The following is a 19,131-nucleotide window of genomic DNA, read 5'->3' as shown; positions in this document are numbered from 1 at the left end:
CGAGCGCGATCATGCCGAACCGGCTCAGGCGCCGTGCGCGTGGTGGGACGCCGCCTGATAGCCCGCGTAGGCGAGGTGCACGGCCATGCCTTTGGCGGCGTGTTTGAGGTTGTGGCAGTGATTCATCCAGACGCCCGGGTTGTCGGCGCGCAGGCCGACCTCCCACACCTCGCCGGGCTGGACGTCGAACGTGTCCATCCACAGTGGACTCCCGGTGAAGGGCCGGCCGTTGTGCCGCAGTGCCAGCACATGGTGGCCGTGCAGGTGCATCGGGTGCGTGTCCCGGCTGCGGTTGACGACCGTGAGGTGCACGAGGTCCCCTTCGCGGACCGTCTGCGTGGTGACGTAGGGGTAGGCTCGGCCGTTGACGGTGAAGGCGTACTTCGGCAGACCGTCCGCCAGGGCCACGCCCCGGTCGAGCACCATCGTGAACCGCCGGTCGAACCGGCTGTGCGCGTCGAACGGCGTCGGGGCCGGCGTTCCGTAGCGGGTCTGGTCGAGCGTCGGCCAGGCCGCGGTGTCGACCGGCGGCGCGGGCGTGTCCGCCGCGGGCGCGAGCCGCACCGTCGCCCGGCCGTCGTCGACGTGCAGGGTCACCGGCGCCGCACCGGCCGTGACCGCGACGTCGACGCGGGCGCCCGCGGGCAGGCGGACCGCCACCCGCTCCAGGACACCCGGCCCGTTGAGGTCGGTGCCGTCGACGGCCACCAGCCGGAACGGCCCGGTGAGCGTGAGCCGGTGCGGCCCGTCGTCGGTGTTGATCACCCGCAGCCGTACCGGCGTGCCCGGCGCGACGGCGTGCGTGGTGGGCTGGTCGCGGTCGCCGACGGCGAGGGCCGTGCCGAACGTGTGCAGCGGCAGCGTGAGGTCGACCCCGTCGGCGGCGGCGCGGGGCCGGACGACCAGCGTGCCGTACAGCCCCAGCCGGACCGCGCGGTCGGACGCCTCGTGGGTGTGGTACCAGTACGTGCCCGCCCGGTCGGCACGGAACCGGTACTCGAAGGACTCGCCCGGCCGTACCGCATCCTGGGTCATGCCGGCGACCCCGTCCTCGCCGACCGGCACGTCGTAGCCGTGCCAGTGCAGCGTGACCCCGGCGGCGATGTCGGCGTTGCGCAGCGTCACCACGACGAGGTCGCCCTGCGTCACCTCGAGGGCGGGCCCAGGTACCCGCCCGTCGAAGGTCCACGCCTGGATGCGCTGTCCCGAGGCGAGGGCGACGGTCGCGGTGCGGGCGGTGAGCGTGAACCGGCGCACCGGAATGCCGGACGCCGCGGCGGCCTCGGGATCCGGTCCGCGCACCGAGCTCACTTGCACGCCGTGCCCGCCGTCGTCCGCGGACGCGGGCGGCGGGACGGCAACGGCGGCGCCGAGCACGATGGGCGCCAGCGCCAGCAGCCACACGAACGGCGCCCGGCGCGGGCGGTGCCCCGCCGCCTGCCAGGTGACGACGCCGGCGAGTGCGACCGTGCCGGCGGTGACCAGCCCGGTGCCCCAGCCGGCCGGATAGCCGGCGAACAGCGCGAGGACCGGCCCGGCGGCCGCGGCGTACCCGGCGACGGCGAGCGCCGGCGCCGTCCACCGGCGCGCCGTGAGCGCCACCAGGCCGGCCGCGACCGCGGTGACCGCCGCCAGCGGCAGCGTCACCGTCAGCTTGTCCTGGACGAACCACCAGCCGGCCCGGCCGAGCGCCACGACGAGGCCGATCCGGGCGAGGAGCGCGAGGACCGCGACGACGGCGAGCACGGCGGCCGGGCGGCGGCGCCGGGCCGCGGCGCAGCCGGCCGCGGCGAGCCAGGCCGCCGCCGACAGGACGCCGGCGAGCACCTCCAGGTCGATGAGCCGGGCGGTCACGCCGTCACCTCGCTCAGCGCCGGTTCGGATCCGGCCGGTGCTTCCTGCGCCCGGTCGGATCGGGCCAAGGTCTTCCCGGTCCGGGGCGGCGCGGTGCGCACGAACCGGCGGGCCCGCACCACGCCCAGCACGGCCACGGACACGATCGCGAGTCCGTTGAGCGCATGGAAGCCGAGGATCCACTGCGCGCCGGGCGTGCTCTGCTCCATGGTCATCTCGGTGACCAGGTGCACCAGCACGAAGATCAGGATCTGCACGACCACCAGCCCGAACGGGGCGGCCGCGAGCCCGACCAGCCGGCCGGGCACCCGGGCCGCCGCGGCGACGGCCGTGGTGAGCAGCGACGCGAGCGGGATCAGGATGACCCCGTTCACGGAGTGCATCTCGAAGGACGCGTGGTCGCGGGGGATGGAGAACGCGCCGAACGCGGCGAAATAGAACTGGGCCAGCACCGCGAGCAGCACCAGCCCGCTCATGCCCAGGTATACCTTGCGCACCGTCTTGCTCCAGTCTGAGAGAGGGCCTTAGCGGTGCCGCCACTGTGCGAGCCGGCGCTTGGCGCGCGCTTGGCGTGCACCGAGGGCGGCCGGGCCCAGTCGGCTCCCAGCGCGCGCCAAGCGGCGGCCCGCAGGCTGCGGAGCATGACTCGCAGCACCAGCTCACCGACCGTCGATCAGGTTCGCCTTCCCGGTCAGGCGGCGGCGCCCGCCGGTCCGCTCGACTTGACCGGCATGTTGGTCATGCACTGGGCGTTCCGCCGGGACCTGGACCGTTTCACGGCCGCGGTGATCCGCACGCCGGTCGAGGACCGGGTGTCGTGGCGCGCGCTGGCGCGCCGATGGGAGCTGTTCCGCCACATCCTGCACGACCACCACGCCGGCGAGGACGCGGGGATCTGGCCGGCGCTGCGGGCCAAGGCCGACGCGGCGGGGGCGACCGTGCTAGACGCCATGGCGGCCGAGCACAACGACATCGACCCGCTGCTCGCCTCCGTCGCCGAAGGGCTGGACCGGATGGCGGCCACCGCCGACCCGGACGCCCGGGCGGCGCTGGAGGTCCGCGTGGTCGCGGCGCGGGAACAGCTCGGCCGGCACCTGGCCCACGAGGAGCGCGACGCGCTGACGCTGGCGCAGCGGCACCTGACGCCCGCCGAGTGGGAGCGGATCACGAAGGTCTTCTTCGAGCGGGCCAAGAGCCCGCGCGAGATCGCCGCACTCGTCGCGTGGATGCTGCACGACCTGCCGGAGTCGGCCGCCACCCGCCTGCTCGCCGGCGCGGCCCCGGTGCGCGTCCTGTGGCGGCTGGTGCTGCGGCGGCCGTTCGCGCGCCGGGAACGCCGAGTCTTCCGCCAGGCGGATTGATCAGAACCCGCCGTCGGCGCGCAGTGCCGCCAGCCACTCGGTCACCACTGGCAGGTCCCACGCCGCGGCGAGGGCCGCCGCGTCGTCGGCGTGGCGGGCGGCCATGGCATGCTCGCCGGCCGCCGCGGCGGCGAGGGCGAGGAACGCGTCGACGGGACCGAGCGCGCCGCCGGACCCCGCCGTGGCGGGCCGGCCCGCGTAGGGGGCCAGCCGCTCGTACACCTCGGCGGCGAACTGCGGCCGTCGTGCCACGTAGGCGGCGTGCGCGCCGATGGCGAGGTCGGACGTCGCCGCCCACGACCCGCCGTCGGGCTCCCACCCGCTGCGGTCCAGCACCGCGGCGGCCTCGTCGCGGTGCCCGGCCCGGACGAGGACGAGCAGGTAGAAGGCGATGCTGAGCGCCGGCGCCGCCTCGTACATCGTGCGGGCCATCGGCAGGAACTCGCCCGCCCTGCCCTGCCAGATGCGCACGAACAGCGAGGACAGGGCGAAGTACTCGCGGGAGGGCAGCGCGGTGCGCGCGGACAGGGCGTCCGCCTCGGCGATCAGCTGCTCGGTCTCGGCGAAGCGGCCCTGCATGGCCCGCCACGGCAGCTCGAGATGGTGGAGGACCACCAGCGGGTACAACAGGCGCAGCCGCTCGGCGCCGGCCCTCGCCTCGGCGACGTCACGCCACATCTCGTCGACGCGGCCCGTCTCCATCCCGACGATCGCCCGGAACGTGAGCAGGTGCGTGCGGGCGGCATCACCACCGGAGCGCTCTTCGGTCAGCGCGAGCGCCTCGTCGACGTGGTGCCACCGCTGCTCGGCGTTGGCCGCCTGCCAGGTGGCGACGAACGCGGTCGCCGCCGCCCAGGCGAGCAGCTCCGGGTCGCCGATCCGCCGGGCCATCGCGAGCCCCTCCTCGGCCAGGGCGTCGCGTTCGCGCGGCGCGTCGGCGTAGTGCAGCTCGCCCGCGAGGGTCAGCAGGGCCCGGCACCGCAGGTCGCTGTCGCCGGCCGGCAGCTCCCGCAGCACCCGGCGCAGCGCGGCGACCGCCGGCTGGTCGACCACGCCGCGGTCCCGCACGGTCCACACCGAGCCGTCGGCGGAACCGACCGCGGCGTGGGCGAGCCGGTCGACGTCGTTGAGCTGCTCGGCCGCACGGCAGGCGTGGGCCAGCGCGTCGAGCTGCGTGTCGCGGTCACCGATCCAGCGGCTGGCCTCGGCGTGGGCCATCAGCAGGTCGTACCGGTCCGCCGGGCCGCACGACCGGTCCTGCGCCTGGGCGGTCCGCGCCGCCGCGAGCAGCGCGGCGCCCTCCTCGTAGCCGTGGATCGAGCGCGCCTGCCGGGCCGCCCGGGCGGCGGTCCGCCACGCGACCCCGGCGTGGGCGGGTCCGGCCGCGAGCCAGTGCCGGGCCGCCTCGGAGAGCCGCTCGTCGCCGTCGTCCCGCAGCGCGGCCGCGACGGCGGCGTGGCGGCGCGCCCGGCGGGTGGCGGTCTGCTCGCGGTACACGACGTCGCGGACCAGGGCGTGCGCGAACCGGAACCGGCCCGGTGCCGCCTCCTCCAGCACGACGCCGTCCGCGAGGGCCGGGTCGAGGTCGTCGAGGACCGTGTCCGCATCGTGAGCGGTCGCGGCCGCGAGCAGGTCCACGTCGTACTGCCGGCCGATCACGGCCGCGGTCCGCAGCAGCTCCTGGGTCGCCTCGGGCAGCCGGGCGACCCGCCGGGCCACGACGTCGGTGACCGCCGCCGGGATGTCCTCGGCGCCGGGCAGGCGCAGCAGCTCGACCAGGAAGAACGGGTTGCCGTCGGTGCGCTCGTGCAACGACGCCGCCCGCGGCGCGGCCGGCGCCTCGCCGGTCACCGCCCGCGCGAGCTCGACGACGCCGGCGGCGGACAGGCCCGTCAGGTCGAGCCGCAGCGCGTGTCGCCGGCCGAGCCCGGCCACCACCTCGGCCAGCACGCCCGCCGGCTCCGGATGGGGCCGGCGGGTCACGACGATGAGCACCCGCGCGTCGGCGAGGTGGCCGGCGAGGTGGTGCAGCAGGCGCAGCGACGACGCGTCGGCCCAGTGCAGGTCGTCGAGCACGACGAGGAGCGGCTGGCGCCCGGCCGCGGCGGCGAGCAGCCGCGCGACGGCGTCGGAGATCCGGAACCGCTCCGCGTCGACCGACGCTCCGTCGGCGCCGTCCTGCGCCGCCGGTGCGCGCCCGCCGCGCCCGGCCACGGCGGGCAGCAGACCCGCCAGCCGGTCCGCGTCGGCACCGGCCAGCTCACGCAGCACGTCGTCGCCGAGCACGGCGGACAGGGAGCGCAGCGCGCCCGCCCACGGCCAGAACGGCGGCGCGCCCTCGTCATCGGAGCAGCGCCCCATGAGCACGGCGAACCCGTTGTCGGCCGAGTGCCGGGCAAGCTCGGCGACGAGCCGTGACTTGCCGATGCCGGGCTCGCCGACGAGCGAGGCCAGCCGGGTGTGACCCTCGCGTGCCGGGGCGAGCAGCTCGATCAGCGCGGCCAGTTCCGCGTCCCTGCCGACGAGCGGCCAGGCGCGCGGATCCGCGGACGCGACGGCCGGCCCGGCCCCGCTCGGCGCGACCGCGGCCGGCGCGGACGGGATCGACACGGGCGCGGCCGCCGGCCCGGCGCTTCGGGCCACCGCCAGGTCCTGCCGGAGGACAGCCAGCTCCACGGCCCGCAGCTCCGGCCCCGGGTCCACCCCCAGCTCCTCGCCGAGCGCACGACGGATCTCCTGCAGCGCCTCCAGCGCGTCGGCCTGCCGGCCCGAGCGGGCAAGGGCGAGCGCGCGCAGCGCCCACAGCCGCTCCCGCAGCGGGTGCCGCTGCGCGAGGGCCGTCAGCTCGGCGGCGACGGTCGCCTGCTCGGCGAACTCCAGCCGGAGCAGTGCGAGGTCCTCGACCGCGACCAGCCGCAGCTCCTCCAGCCGGGCCCGCTCGGCGGCCGCCGCGCCGGCCTCATCGAGCTCGTGGAACGGCGTCCCGCGCCACAGGCCGAGCGCCTCCCTCAGGCGCATCGCCATGGCGGCCAGGTCCGCCGGGCCGGCTTCCAGCGGTACCGCCGGAAGCACCGAACCGTCGGAGACCACCAGCCGGCGGTGCACGTCGTCGACGGCCGCCGCAAACCGGGTCGCGTCGACGTCGTCGTCGGGCAGCCGCAGCGCATACCCGGGCGGCACGGTCACCAGCACCGATGCCCGCTCACGCGCCGCTCGCCGCGGCTCGACGACCCGGCGCAGGCCGGAGACGTAACCGTGCAGCGAGCTCAGCGGCGACGGCGGAGGGTCGTCACCCCAGACGAGATCGATCAGCGCGTCGACGGCGACGGCCCGCGGCCGGTGCAGCACCAGCGCGGCGAGGATCGCACGCTGCTTCGGCGTGCCGGCGTCGACCGGAACGCCGTCGTCGAGGACCTCGACCGGCCCCAGTACCGCCACGTGCACGCGTCGAGAATACGGTCGCGAGCCCGCGCAACGATCCTGCAGTCGGGTTCAAGCCGACTCCAAGCGGTCCGGTGTCCCCTCGACGGGTCAGGCCCCGACAACCCGTCCCCGACATCCCGGAGCCAGCCATGACCACTGTCACCCAGCCGCCCCCGGTCGCGGTCCCGCCGAGCCGATCCGTGCTCTACGGGGTCGTCGCGCTCGCCGTGATCTCCCTGCTCGGCGGCGTCATCTCGGTGGCGAGCGGGCTCAGCCCGAGCCTGCTCGACGCCATGGGCCCCACCGGGCGGCTGTCCATCCCGATCCCGATGATCGCCGGCCAGCTCGTGTTGGCCCTGTGCGCCGGCGCACGCCGCCGCGCCTTGGCGCTGATCGGCTCCGGTCTCGTCGCCGCCGCGCTGTTCACCGGCGTGATTTCGGGCTTCTTCGACGGCGGGTACGCCGACGAGCGGCTCTCCGCCGGGCAGCGTGCCTACCAGGTCCTCCTGGTCGGCACGCTCGTGCTGGTCGGCATGCTCGCTGCCGTGCGGTTCGTGCGCGCCCTGCGCAGCCCGGCGTCCACCGAGGTTGGCCGGCAGGCCCGGCCAGCGTTGGTGGACACCGCACCAGCTCGTTGCCAGGCCCTCGGGAAACTGACCGCTCAATAGTTGTCCGGCGGATAATACGAATTTTCTCCGTAATTCGGACTTTACAGGTCCAAAGTGATCGGGCTAGAGTCTCCGGCAGTTGGGGCCGCTCCCGCGAGGTTTTCGCTGCGGGGCCGGCGCCGACCGCCGCCGCGGAGGTCGGGTGCACTGCGCTGTTGACGCATTGCACGAAGCCGTCGTCCTGCTAGCGCCTCTGCCGCAGCCTCGCGCCCGTGCCCGGTCGACCGGGCCGGCGACGGCCCCTGGGCCGACCTCAGATTCGTGACGCACTCGTCGTGCGGCGATGGCGTGCACTCGTTGCTCCACATCCGATCGTGCCAGCAGTCCAAACACCTGAAGGAGATCCGATGCGCACCCGCAGGCCCGCAGCGTTGACCGCGCTGATGCTGGGCTGCTTGGCGCTCGTCGCCACGGCGGTCGGCGCGTGCGGTTCCGCCAAGCCGGGCCAGACGCAGCTCGTGGTCGAGATCTTCGGCGACCTGGGCTACCGCGACCTGTACACCAAGTACGAGCAGAGCCATCCCGGGGTCAAGATCGTCGAGCACATCGTCTCGTACGACGACCACCACAAGAACCTGCAGGCGCACCTGCTGGGGGGATCGGGAACCGGCGACATCGAGGCCATCGACGGCGGCTACATCGCGCAGTTCAAGGTCATGTCCGACAAGTTCGTCGACTTCCGGGACTACGGCGCCGACCCGGGCCAGTGGCTGCCGTGGAAGTCGCAGCAGGCGACCGGCCCCGACGGCAGCCTGATGGGGCTGGGAGCGGACGTCGGCGGCCTGGCGATGTGCTACCGCCGGGACCTGTTCGCACAGGCCGGCCTGCCGACCGGCCGTGAGCAGGTGGCCGCGCTGTGGCCGGACTGGCAGTCGTACATCGCGACGGGCAAGCGGTTCCAGGCCAACGCGCCCGACGGCGTGGCCTGGTTCGACTCCGGTTCCAACATCTTCAACGCCATCATCAACCAGGCGCCGGTCGGCTACACCGCTCCCGGCAACACGGTGGTGGTGGCGGACAACCCGGCCGTCAAGGACGCGTTCGACCTCGCGGTCGAGGCCGTGCAGGCCGGCCAGTCGGCGAAGCTGGCGACGTTCAGCCAGCAGTGGAACGCCGGGTTCCAGCGGGGGTCGTTCGCCACGGTGGCCTGCCCGGCGTGGATGACCGACACCATCAAGCAGAACGCGCCGCAGACCAGCGGCAAGTGGGACATCGCCACCATCCCCGGCGGCAGCGGCAACTGGGGTGGCTCGTTCCTGACCGTGCCGAAGCAGAGCAAGCACCGGAAGGAGGCCGCGGAGCTCGCCAGGTTCCTGACCGCCCCCGAGCAGGCGAGCTGGATCTTCCGCACCCAGGGCCACCTGCCCAGCCAGGCCGCGCTCTACGACGACCCGGCCGTGCTCGGCAACACCAACGCGTTCTTCAACAACGCCCCGACGGGCCGGATCTTCACCGAGTCGGCGAGAACCCTGCGGCCGCAGTACCAGGGCCCCAAGGACGGCGACATCGGACCGCTGATCGGCCTCGGGATCAACCGGGTCGACAAGGGCAAGCAGCGACCCGACCAGGCGTGGCGCCAGGTGCTCAAAGACGTCGCGAATGCCACCGAGCCGTAGAAAGGAACGACGAGCCAGATGGCAGTAATCGCACCTCCGTCGCCGGTGTTGCCCGAGCAGCGGGACCCCGCACCGGTCAAGGTCGAGCGGTGGTCCCAGCTGCGCCGCAAGTTCGACGTGCGGGGCACGCCGTACCTCTACATCGCACCGTTCTTCGTGGTGTTCGCGGCGTTCGGGCTGTTCCCGCTGCTCTACACCGGCTGGATGGCCATCACCCAGTGGAACCGCGACATCCCCGGCAGCGAACACACCTTCGTCGGGCTGGGCAACTTCGTGCGGCTCCTCCACGACGACTACTTCTGGAACGCGCTGCGCAACACCGCCGCGATCGGCGTGCTGGGCACCGTGCCGCAGCTGCTGCTCGCGATGTGGATCGCCCACCTGCTGCACCGCCGGATGCGCGGCCGCACCCTGCTGCGGATGGGCGTCCTGCTGCCCAACATCACCTCGGTGGCCGCCGTCGGAGTGATCTTCGCCCAGCTGTTCGGGCGGGACCTCGGCCTGATCAACTGGGTGCTCAGCCTGGTCGGCCTGGGCAAGGTCGACTGGCAGGCGGGCACCTGGCAGTCGTGGGTGGCGCTGGCCGTCATCCTGACCTGGCGCTGGACCGGCTACAACGCCCTGATCTACCTCGCCGCGCTGCAGGCCGTGTCGGACGACCTCTACGAGGCGGCGGACCTCGACGGCGCCGGCCAGTTCCGCAAGTTCCGGACCATCACCGTCCCGGCACTGCGCCCGACCATCATCTTCAGCGTGATCATGTCGACCATCGGCACGATCCAGCTGTTCACCGAACCGCTGCTGTTCAACCCGGGTATGAGCCCGACCGGCGGCGACTCCCGCCAGTTCCAGACCCTCGCCATGTACGTGTACGAGCAGTTCTGGACCCACGGCAAGTACTCCTACGCCGCCACGGTCTCCTGGGCCATGTTCATGATCATCGTGCTGGCGGTCGGCGCGAACTACCTGCTGTCCCGACGCATTCGGAGCTCCACATGACGACCCTGATACCGGTCTCCCGGGCCATGACCGGCGCTCGCCGCGGCCGTGGGCGGTCCGCGGCGCCGGGCGCGCGCCGCGCCGGAACGAGGACCTACGTGCTGCTGGGGCTCATCGCCGCGGTGTCGGCGTTCCCGCTGTACTGGTCGCTCGTCGCGGCGTCCAACGACAACTCCGCGGCGGGGAGCTGGCCGCCCCGGCTGCTGCCCGGCAGCCACCTGTGGGAGAACCTGCAGCGGGCGTACACCCAGGCGAACTTCGGCCTCGCCCTGGCCAACTCGATGATCGTCGCGACCGTGGTCACGGTCTCCGTCGTGCTCACCAGCACGCTGGCCGGCTTCGCGTTCGCGAAGCTCAAGTTCCGCGGCCGCAACGCCCTGCTCGGGTTCCTGCTCGTGACGATGATGGTGCCGGCCCAGCTGGGCATCATCCCGCTGTACATCATGATGTCGCAGTGGCTGGGCTGGACCGGGCACCTGCAGGCGGTCATCGTCCCGGCGGCCACCTCCGCGTTCGGCGTCTTCCTGATGCGCCAGTACCTCTCCGAGGCGCTGCCCGACGCGCTGCTGGAGGCCGGCCGGATGGACGGATGCTCGACACACCGGCTGTACTGGCACGTCGTGCTGCCAGCGGCCCGGCCCGTCGCCGCGGTGCTCGCGCTGTTCACCTTCATGAACGCCTGGAACGACTTCTTCTGGCCGCTGCTGGCCCTCGGCCAGGGCAACCCGACCACCCAGGTCGCACTGTCCACACTGGCCGGTGGCTACTACATGGACTACTCGCTCGTGCTCGCGGGAACCCTGATCAGCACGGCGCCCGTGCTGCTGGTGTTCCTCTTCCTCGGCAAGCAGATCATCGGCGGGATCATGCAGGGGGCCGTGAAGGCGTGAACTGGACCGTCTGGCTCATCCCGCACTTCCACTACGACCCGGTGTGGTGGAACACCCAGTCCGCGTACACCCAGACCTGGGATCAACCGCAGGATCAACCGCAGGATCAACCGCAGGATCAACCGCAGGCCCCAGACGCGGGCGAGGCGCGCTACGCCTGGCCCGGGCACAGCGCCTTCAGCCTCGTCAAGGCCCACCTGGCGAAGATCCGCGAGGATCCGCGGTACAGCGTGGTCCTCGCCGAGGTCGACTACCTCAAGCCGTACTGGGACACCTATCCCGAGGACCGCGAGCTCATCCGGCGACTGATCGCGGACGGCCGCCTGGAGCTGGTCGGCGGCACCTACAACGAGCCCAACACCAACCTCACCGGCATCGAGACGACGATCCGCAACGCCGTGCACGGCGCCGGGTTCCAGCGGCACGTCGTCGGAGGCGTCCCGTCCACCGCGTGGCAACTGGACGTGTTCGGCCACGACCCGCAGTTCGCGCAGGTGATGGCCGGCGCCGGGCTGACCTCGATCGCCTTCGCCCGCGGCCCCTACCACCAGTGGGGGCCCATGCTGACGAGCTGGAACATCCGCGAGCATCGCAAGCCGTTCGCGCCGACCCAGTTCCCCACCGAGTTCGAGTGGGTGTCGCCCGGCGGGGACGGCCTGCTCACCCACTACATGGCCGGCCACTACTCGGCCGGCTTCAGCCTCGACGCCGCCCAGGATCCGCAGACCGCGGCGGCGGAGCTGCACGAGCTGTTCACCCAGCTGCGCCCGGCCGCCGCGACCCGCAACGTCATGATCCCGATGGGCAGCGACTTCAGCCCGCCCATGCGCTGGGTCACCGAGCTGCGCGCGGCCTGGGACGAGCGGTACCCGCACGTGCGGCTGCGCTACGGCCTGCCGCGCGACTTCTTCACCGCCGTGCGGGACGAGCTCGCCGCGAGGGGCACGCACCCCACGCCGCAGACCCGCGACATGAACCCGATCTACACCGGCAAGGACGTCACCGCGATCGACACCAAGCAGGCCCACCGCCTGGTGGAGAACCTGCTGCTGGACGCCGAGAAGTGGGCCACCTTCGCCGCGCTGCACGGCGCGGCCTACCCCGCCGCGGCCGTCGACAAGGCGTGGCGGCTGCTGCTGTTCGGCGCGCACCACGACGCGGTCACCGGCACCCAGTCCGACCAGGTCTATCTCGACCTGGTCGCCGGCTGGCGCGAGGCGCACGACCTGGCCGCCGACGTGGACCGGTCGGCCCGCCGGCACCTGGCCCGGCACGTCGACACCCGCGGGGAGGGCGCCGCGGTCGTCGTGTTCAACCCGCTGGCGCACCCCCGGACGGACACCGTCGCCCTGGAGATCGACCTCGACCCGGCCGTGGGTGTCACGCTCACCGACGACCGAGGGGTCCCGGTCCCGTACCTCACCGAGGCCCTCGCGCACGCCGCCGACGGCCGGCCGGGCCGGGCGCTGCTGCGGTGGGTCGCGCGCGACGTGCCGTCGATGGGCTACCGCACCTACCGCCTGCTGCCGGGCACCGCGGAGCCGTCGGCGTCCGCGTGGCAACCCGTCGGGCGACTCGTCGAGGGGCCGAGCATCGCCAACGACCGCTACCGGGTTCGTGCGGATCCCGCGCGGGGCGGCGCCCTGACCGAGATCACCGACCTGGCCGCCGGCCGCGACCTCCTCCCGCCGGGCCGGGTGGGCAACGAGCTGGTCTGCGTCGCCGAGCACCGCGACCATCCCGAGTTCGGCGAGGGCCCGTGGCACCTGCTCCCGCACGCCGTCGCCTGGCGCAGCGCGGACACCGCGGCGGCCGTCACCGTCGAGCGCTGCCCGATCGGCGAGCGCATCACGGCCACCGCGACGATCGACGGATGCCGCTACACGCAGCAGACCACCCTGTGGTACGGCATCGACCGGATCGACTTCGCCACGGGCATCGACGGGTTCGCCGCCACCGACCGGCTCCTGCGGGTGCGCATACCCTGCGACGTCCCCGGCGGCATGCCCGTCAGCGAGACCGCGGCCGCCGTCATCGGCCGCGGCTACGCCCTGCTCGACGCCGACGCGGCGGAGCACCCCCGGACCCTGGACAACACGGCGCACCAATGGTTCGGCCTCGCGGCGGCGCTGACCGTCCACCTGCACGATCCACAGGAGCGCTCCGAGCGCTCGCGAGCCGTGTCCATCGCCGAGATCGTCGTCCCCGACGGCGACGAGGGCCTGCCCTCGACCCGGCGGCTCGCCGTCGGGCTGGCCCGGGCGGGTGTCACCGCCACCGTGACGAGCGCGACGGGAAACCGTTACGGCGCGTTGGACACCGACTCCAACCTCCCCGACTGCCGCGTCGCGGTCGGCGCCCCGCAGCGCAACGGGTTCGTCGCCGAGCTCCTCGACCGGGCGCCGGCGCCGTTCGCCGCCGAACTGGCCGCTCAGCTCGCCGCGACCGGCACGGCCCGCCTCTGGATCCCGGCCGAGCGGCCGCTCGGCGAGGTCTGGCGGCCGGGCGCCGACGTGCGCGCGATCCGGGACCTGCCCGTCCTGCTGATCGCCGGCAACGACGCGGACGACGAGCGGCGGGCCCTCACCGAGTTCCTCGGCGACGTCCGCGACGCGAACGTGCACGTCACGCAGCCGTCCGCGCTGCACCACGGCGAGGGGACCGTCGAGGACTACGCCGTCGCGCTGCTCAACCGCGGTACCCCCGGCTTCGCGGTCGAGCCCGACGGCACGCTGAACATGTCGCTGGCCCGCGCGTGCACCGGCTGGCCCACCGGAACCGCGATCAACTTCCCGGAACTCAACGCGCCGGGCGGGCGCAGCTTCCAGCACCACACCAGCAGGCGCTTCGAGTACCACCTGGTGAGCGGCCCCGGCGGATGGCGCGCCGCCGGGTTCGTCGCCGCCGGGCAGTCCGTCAACCATCCGCTCGCCGCGACCGCCGCGCCGGCCGGCGACGGGGCGCTGCCGGCCACCGGATCCCTGTTGAGCGTCGAGCCCGCCGCGGACTTCGTCGTCACCGCGGTCAAGCCGCGGGGGGAGCCGCTCGCCACCGGCTCCGCGGCGTCCGCCGACGCGTGCGACAGCCTGATCGTCCGCGGCTACGAGCCGCACGGCCGGTCCGGCAGCATCGCGATCCGCCTCGCCGGCGGTATCGCCTCGGCCACGGCCGCCGACCTGCTCGACCGCCCCGGCGCGCCCCTCGAGCACGACGGCCGGGAGCTGCGGCTCGACGTCGAGGGGTACCGGATCACGTCCCTGGCCCTGTCACCGGCGCGCGCCGAGCGGGGCGGGGCAGCGCTCGCGGCGAGCGCCGAACCCGTGCAGCCCGTGTTCACCCGCTACTGGCTGCACAACTGCGGCCCCGCGCCCATGGGCAACCTGCCGGTCGCGCTCACCCTCCGGCCGGACGACGGCGCCGCGGCCGGTGTGCGGCTGTGCGCTCAGATCGTCTGCGACGACACGGACGCCGGCTACGACGGGGAGCTGCTCGTCAGGGCGCCGGAGGGCTGGGTCGCCACCCCCCGGTCGAGGTTCGTGACCGTCGCCGCGGGTGGCCACCTCGGCGTGCCCGTCACCGTCACGGCTCCCGACGACGCCGAACCCGGCTGGTACGCGGTCGCGGCGAGCATCGCCCACCGGGGCCAGGAGCTGCAGGACGCCCTCGTCGTGCCGGTGGGCCGGCCCGCGCCCGGGCCGTTGCTGCACGCGCGCGCCGAGGCCCGGGAGCTCACGCTGACCCCCGGGGCGCGTGGCCACGTCCGCGTGCGGGTGAGCCACGACCTGCGCACCCCGCTGTGGGGGCACGCCCAGCTCATCACCCCGCACTACATCTGGCCGCTGACGAGCGAGCCGACCCGGGGCTTCACCATCGCGCCCGGGTCCACGCAGAGTGTCGAGTTCCCCGTGGCCGTCCCGGTCGGGACGCCACCCGGGGAGTTCTGGGCCCAGCCCAAGATCTGCGCCTTCGGCCGGATCGCGTACTGCGAACCCGTCCGCATCGTCGTCCGCCCCGGCGGCGCCTGACCCCGGACCCGCGTGCGCCGTGCCCGATGGACCACCGCCAGTAGGCCGGGGCATGCCACTCCGCGTGACGGCACCGCGCACCGCCCAGGACCCTGCCTTCGCATGACCTACGCTGCGGTTCGCCGGCTCGCCGGTATCGACGTGCCGCATTAAACATCTGACCGACCAGTATGTGATGTGGGTCACACTGTCCTGGTTCCCGCGGGCCGGGCGTGGGCCGGGGATTAGACATTGTTCATCAAGGCGATCGCAGGGCGCGTATCCGTTGGATATCGAATGCGGTTCCCCTCCATTCACTGGAAGCGGCGCGGCTGATCAATTCGATCGGCGGTCGCCTTGTGCGCGAATGTCGTCGTTCGGCCCCGCCCAGTGGTGCATCGCCGGCACAGGCGTCCAGCCTGTGCGGGAGGGGCATCCCATCGAACGGCGCATCAAGGGACACGTCGAGCAGTGCCGAATCGTACATTTCGGCGACGAATAGGTGTGTCCGGGAACAAGTTGTCGGTTCTTCGCGGATCGCCGCTTGCCGGGTCGGCTGCGGCGCCGGATGCCGTTTGCGTTTCGTCGGAGATCACCGCCGCTCTCGGCGGCCCCGCGCGGCCGGCCTGTTACATCTTCAATCGTCAATGTATTGATTCGCTGAGGACGCCATGAAGGCTCGAGCTGTTCTTCTCGCCGTGAGCATCGCGATGATGGGCGTGCTGTTCACCGCCGCGCCGACGAAGGCCGCGCCACCCGCCGGCTTCCAGACCTCGCTGGTCGTCGGGTCGGGCCTGGACGGCCCGTCCGGCTTCGAGATCGCTCCGGACGGGCGGATCTTCATCCTGGAGCGGGCCGGCAAGATCAAGATCTTCAAGGACGGCCACCTGCTCCCGCAGCCCTTCGCCGACCTGCCCTCGGAGGCGTCGGGGGACCGGGGTCTCATCGGCATCGCGTTCGACCCGGGATTCGGCGTGGCCAACCACTGGGTGTACTTCTACTACACCGGCCATGACCTGATCAATCACCTGGTGCGTTTCGACGCTTCCGGAGATGTCGGCACCGACGGCCCGTACACCATTTTTCAGACCCAGTCGCCGTCGCAGTTGCTGCACGTGGGTGGCAGCATCCGGTTCGGCCCGGACGGAAAGCTGTACTTCGCGGTCGGCGACAACGGCTATCCACCCAACGCGCAGGATCTGTCCAACCCGCACGGCAAGATTCTGCGCATCAATCCCGACGGGACGATTCCGCCGGACAACCCGTTCTACGGCCAGCCGGGCAAGCTCGGCGCGATCTGGGCGTACGGCTTCCGCAACCCGTGGCGGTTCCAGTTCGACAGCGCGACCGGCCGGCTGTACGGCGGTGATGTCGGCGACTACACCTGGGAGGAGCTCAACCTCATCGTCAAGGGCGGCAACTACGGCTGGCCGGTACATGAGGGTAAGTGCACGGCGAACTGCGCCGGCTACATCGACCCGCTGACCGCCTACAACCACGACGGCACCACCGGCGCGGTGACCGCCGGGCCGGTCTACCACGGTAGCCAGTTCCCGGCGGAGTACCAGGGCAGCCTGTTCTTCGGCGACTACTCCCGCGGGTTCATCAAGCAGGCGGTGCTGGACGGCGCCGGGCAGATCAGCCAGGTGAAGGACTTCGACACCGACGCGGGCAGCGTCGTGGATCTCAAGGTCGCGCCGGACGGGTCGCTGTACTACATCACGTACTTCCCAGGGCAGTTGTACCGAATCTCGTACAGTCTCGCCGGCAACGCCCCGGTGGTGCACGCCTCCGCGGACTCGACCGGTGGTGCGGCGCCGCTCACCGTCCACTTCAGCAGTGCCGGCTCCAGCGACCCCGACGGCGACGCCCTGACGTACCGCTGGGACCTCGGCGACGGCAGTACGAGCACCGACGCCAACCCGACGAAGACCTACAACACGGTCGGTGTCTATACGGCGACGTTGACGGTGTCCGATGGGCAGCACACGACGACATCGAGACCGATCGTGATCCAGGTGGGTTCGCCGCCGACAGTGCGGATCGCGACGCCGGTTGACGGGTCGAAGTACAACGCCGGCGACACGATCACGTACAACGCGTTCGGTACCGACGCGGCCGGGTTCGACGTCAGCGACGGCGACATCAAGACCGACGTGTTCCTGCACCACAACACGCACGTCCACCCGTTCGTCGGGCCGCTGACCGGCCGGGTCGGCACGTTCACGATCCCGACGACCGGCGAGGCGTCGGCGAACACCTGGTTCGAGATCAAGGTGACCGTCACCGACCGCAACGGCCTGTCGACCACGAAGTCGGTGTTCATCTACCCGAACACGTCGGTCATGACGTTCGCGACGAACCCGCCCGGCCTGGGCCTGACGCTTGACGGGGTGCCGATCCCTACCCCGGACGCGGTGCAGGGTGTTGTCGGGTTCAAGCGGGAGATCGCAGCCCCGCCGACCGCGGTCGACGCGAACGGGACCGTGTACCACTTCACCGGCTGGTCCGACGGCGAAGCGATCCGCCACTTCGTCACCACGCCGGCGGCGGACAAGACGTTCACCGCGAACTACGCGCCGTCGCAGCCGTTCACCGCCGAGTTCTTCAACAACCAGAACCTGCAGGGCGCGCCCGTGCTGACCCGCCAGGACCCGCAGGTCGACTTCGTCTGGTCGGTGAACTCGCCCGGGCCGGGAGTGAACGCGGACCACTTCTCGGCGCGCTGGTCGAAGCAGGAGTACTTCGCGGCCGGCCGGTACCGGTTCACGATCGCTTCCGACGACGGTGCGCGGCTCTTCCTCGACGACCAGCTGGTCATCGACCAGTGGCATGACCAGGGCCCGACCGCGTACGACTACGTCGCGGACTTCGCGGCCGGTGAGCACAAGGTCCGGATGGAGTTCTACGACAACGCCGTGGACGCGCTGGCGAAGCTGTCCTGGGAGACGACGCCGGACCAGCCGCGTGACGTGTTCCTGGCCGAGTACTGGAACACGCCGGGCGCCGGCTCCGCGCCCACGATCCCGGCGACGGCGCCGCAGCTGAGCCGGGACGAGGCGGCCGTCGACCACGACTGGGGCCTGGGCTCGCCCGGCCCATCGATCGACGTTGACCACTTCGTGGCGCGGTACACCCGTTCGGTGACGCTGACCGCGGGCTACTACGACTTCACCACGACCAGCGACGACGGCGTCCGGCTGTGGGTCGACGGGCAGAAGGTGATCGACCACTGGACCGACCAGGGTCCCACGGACTACACCACCCGCCTGGCGCTGGGGGGCGGCGCGCACACGGTCGTCATGGAGTACTACGAGAACGCGGCCGGCGCCCTGGCCCGCCTCACCTGGTCGCGGGCCGGTGCTCTGCCGGCGGCGCCGCCGTACGAGGCCCGCTACTGGAACACGCCGGGGGCCGGCAGCGCGCCGGCGATCCCCACCCGGACCCCCGACCTGGTCCAGCAGGAAGCCGCCATCGACCACGACGGGTCTCCGGGCGGCGGGATCGGCGATGATCACTACGTAGCGGTGTACACCCGCACCGACGTGCTGCCGGCCGGGCTCTACCGCTTCAGCGGTACCAGCGACGACGGTGTGCGGGTGTTCGTGGACGGCCAGCCCGTGGTCGACAAGTGGCGGGATCAGAACGAGGCGTTCAGCGCGGACAAGCTGCTGTTCGGCGGTCCGCACACGATCCGGGTCGAGTACTACGAGAACGCGGCCGGCAACCAGCTGCACTTCGGCTACCAGCGGGTCGGTGACGTCACCTCGCCGCCCGGCTGGGACGGCGTGTACTACCCGAATCCGGACCTGGCCGGCACGCCGGCCCTGGTGCGGCAGGACTCGGCGGTCGACTTCGACTGGGGTACCGGTTCGCCCGGCCCCGGCCTGCCCGCCGACGGGTTCTCCGCCCGCTGGACCCGCACCGACAATCTGGCCGCCGGCATCTACACGTTCAAGCTCACCGCCGACGACGGTGTCCGCCTCTACGTGGACGGTGTGCTGGTCCTCGACCAGTGGCGCGACCAGGCTCCGACGACGTTCGTCGTGCAGCGCAACCTCGCCGAGGGCGCCCACGTCATCGTCGCCGAGTACTACGAGAAGGCGGGCGGCGCCATCGCCCGCGTCAGCTACGACAAGACCGCCGACCCGCCACCACCCACCCTGTGGACGGCCTCGTACTACGCCGGCACCAGCCTCGCGGGGCAGCCGCTGCTGACGCGCGAGGAGGCGGCCATCGACTACGACTGGGGCGATGGCGCCCCGGCCGCGGGCGTGCCGGCCGACGGGTTCTCCGCCCGCTGGACCAGGACCGAT

10 protein-coding genes are annotated in these 19,131 nt (G+C 72.7%); 7 read left to right on the top strand and 3 right to left on the bottom strand.

Annotated features, from left to right (window positions below):
• Positions 1-24: 24 nt before the first annotated feature.
• Together IEZ31_RS20465 and IEZ31_RS20460 are read right to left on the bottom strand one after the other, a co-directional pair.
• Positions 25-1,854, bottom strand: coding sequence for a multicopper oxidase family protein (locus IEZ31_RS20465; protein WP_190251516.1), 1,830 nt, complete (start codon positions 1,852-1,854; stop codon positions 25-27).
• On the bottom strand, positions 1,851-2,351 hold the full coding sequence (locus IEZ31_RS20460; protein ID WP_190251515.1) for a DUF6220 domain-containing protein: 501 nt from the start codon (positions 2,349-2,351) through the stop codon (positions 1,851-1,853). The genes IEZ31_RS20465 and IEZ31_RS20460 overlap by 4 nt, the downstream gene beginning before the upstream one ends.
• A 144-nt stretch (positions 2,352-2,495) precedes the next feature.
• On the opposite strand from IEZ31_RS20460, the gene IEZ31_RS20455 reads away from it, so the two are divergent.
• Positions 2,496-3,215 (top strand): hemerythrin domain-containing protein, encoded by a 720-nt coding sequence (locus IEZ31_RS20455; protein WP_190251514.1) that lies wholly within the window; start codon positions 2,496-2,498, stop codon positions 3,213-3,215.
• Here the strand turns inward: IEZ31_RS20455 and IEZ31_RS20450 are convergent, their stop codons facing one another.
• Positions 3,216-6,659 carry an ATP-binding protein gene (locus IEZ31_RS20450; RefSeq protein ID WP_190251513.1) on the bottom strand — a complete coding sequence of 1,148 codons (3,444 nt, stop codon included), beginning with the start codon at positions 6,657-6,659 and terminating at the stop codon, positions 3,216-3,218.
• Positions 6,660-6,787: 128 nt separating this feature from the next.
• On the opposite strand from IEZ31_RS20450, the gene IEZ31_RS20445 reads away from it, so the two are divergent.
• The 6 genes from IEZ31_RS20445 to IEZ31_RS20420 form a co-directional block, all read left to right on the top strand.
• A complete protein-coding gene (locus IEZ31_RS20445) occupies positions 6,788-7,306 on the top strand; it encodes a hypothetical protein (RefSeq protein WP_190251512.1) in 519 nt (172 codons plus the stop codon).
• A 347-nt stretch (positions 7,307-7,653) separates the two neighbouring features.
• Entirely contained in the window at positions 7,654-8,922 is a 1,269-nt protein-coding gene (locus tag IEZ31_RS20440) for an ABC transporter substrate-binding protein (RefSeq protein ID WP_229835614.1), read from the top strand.
• Between the two features lie 18 nt (positions 8,923-8,940).
• Complete coding sequence (locus IEZ31_RS20435) at positions 8,941-9,921, top strand: carbohydrate ABC transporter permease (protein ID WP_190251511.1); 981 nt, start codon at positions 8,941-8,943, stop codon at positions 9,919-9,921.
• Between the two features lie 26 nt (positions 9,922-9,947).
• Positions 9,948-10,811, top strand: a complete 864-nt coding sequence (locus IEZ31_RS20430; RefSeq protein WP_373294650.1) for a carbohydrate ABC transporter permease — start codon at positions 9,948-9,950, stop codon at positions 10,809-10,811.
• Positions 10,808-14,836: a glycoside hydrolase family 38 N-terminal domain-containing protein gene (locus tag IEZ31_RS20425; protein WP_190251509.1), complete on the top strand. Its 4,029-nt coding sequence runs from the start codon at positions 10,808-10,810 to the stop codon at positions 14,834-14,836. The genes IEZ31_RS20430 and IEZ31_RS20425 overlap by 4 nt, the downstream gene beginning before the upstream one ends.
• 677 nt (positions 14,837-15,513) lie before the next feature.
• Positions 15,514-19,131 (top strand): PA14 domain-containing protein (locus IEZ31_RS20420; protein ID WP_190251508.1); only part of this gene is annotated, 3,618 nt, incomplete at its 3' end.

Source organism: Dactylosporangium sucinum (assembly GCF_014647515.1).
GTDB classification, from domain to species: domain Bacteria; phylum Actinomycetota; class Actinomycetes; order Mycobacteriales; family Micromonosporaceae; genus Dactylosporangium; species Dactylosporangium sucinum.
Note: the sequence above shows the minus strand (reverse complement) of the source record. Positions and strands in the feature narration are given on the sequence as shown.